Raw genomic sequence first — 1,519 nt, 5'->3', positions numbered from 1 at the left:
TACGATCCTTTTCCAATTGTGGAACATTATGAAAGTATATACAGTAAACGGGACAAATAACATCTCATGATTATAAAACCAATAGACCTACATCCGAAGGCATTTTACACGAAATTTATTGACGTAGCTCCTAAAAAGGACCTAATTGATTCTTTGCATGAATCACAAGAGACAACGATTAGTTTATTTGGAAGTATTAAAGAGGAAAATGGATCCTTCCAATACGAAGAAGGAAAGTGGACTATCAAACAAGTAATTAGACATTTATCTGACGTTGAACGAGCTTTTATATATGGGGCCTTTAGATACAGTAGAAAAGACACAACGGAATTAACAGGATTTAATCATCTTGAGTATCCAAACAATGATAACTCAGAGAATGTAACGCTCGAAAATCTAATTCAAGAATTCAGTGCAATAAGAAACTCCAGTATTCATCTATTCAAAACAATGAATCTCGATAATCTTGATTTTGAGGGAAAAGGAAACGGGGTAATCTTAACTGCTAGAATTGTAGGGTGGTTAGCTTCGGGACACAGTACACATCACTCAAATACTGTTAGAGAAAAGTACCTTCCACTACTTTAGAAGTAGTAAATAAATTTACCTTCCTCTTATAATTTTCATTGCTTCGGTAACCGAGATTCTTTTCTTACCGTGGAATGCAACAATAAATGCATCAGCTATTCCATTTTCATTGATATGAACTTTCTCCTCTGAGGCTTCAGAGTATTTTTTGAATGCTCCAATGGTATAAACTTTAACACCATTTGGTTTATTGTAATGATCTAAGCCATGATTTCCAGCCAATTTAAAGAACAATGAAGCAACTTCTTCTGTCAGGTTTACTTTATAAGATCCTATCTGGACTTTAAATCTAACTTCATTTGCATCCACCTCATGGTCAGCAATTTCTTTCTTCTCTGGTGTTTTAACCACTGATTTTGTTGCCCCTACTGGCATCTTAGCAAAAGCACTTGATCCGCCATTTGATGCAACATTCGTGGCTTCCTGAATAGAAACTTTGCCACCATTATTATATGCTACGATGTAGGCATCTTTAACAAGCGTATTTCTTATATCATCTCTTTTTGTAGTAGCTACACCCAAGTCAGAGTACATGCCAGAAGAGTACTTCATCAACCCACTTGAAGTTACATTTCTAAATAATGGCTGTAATTGCAATAATGGCCCTTTAATAATTGGTTTACTAAATACTCCAATTTGAATAGTGTAAAACAACCCTTTGAGACTTGCAATATTTGTAGAAGTTGCATCAACTACTTTAGTGCTTTTTGCTATTGTAGCAATATCAGCTGCTGAAGCATTAAGGGCAGATAGTTCTTTATCCAAAGAACTTTGATATATAGACCTAAAGTCACCATCACCTTCTTTTATTGTAGATAATCCGTTATCTAAAGGAATTCTTTTTCCATCAAAGAAGGCAACTACAAAGGCATCCGTGTATCCAATTTTTCTAATAATTTTCTTGGCAAAATCAGCAGATTCAAAAGCCTTA

2 protein-coding genes are annotated in these 1,519 nt (G+C 34.8%); one reads left to right on the top strand and one right to left on the bottom strand.

Features of this window, described 5'->3' with window-relative positions:
• Nucleotides 1-66: 66 nt before the first annotated feature.
• Entirely contained in the window at nt 67-588 is a 522-nt protein-coding gene (locus HRT72_07120) for a DinB family protein (protein ID NQY67477.1), read from the top strand.
• 15 nt (nt 589-603) lie between these two features.
• Here the strand turns inward: HRT72_07120 and HRT72_07115 are convergent.
• The coding region (locus HRT72_07115; GenBank protein ID NQY67476.1) for a hypothetical protein at nt 604-1,519 on the bottom strand (916 nt) is incomplete at its 5' end.

The sequence above is a fragment of the Flavobacteriales bacterium genome (assembly GCA_013214975.1).
Taxonomy (GTDB): Bacteria; Bacteroidota; Bacteroidia; order DT-38; family DT-38; genus DT-38.
This window is presented reverse-complemented; position numbering and strand designations above follow the sequence as displayed.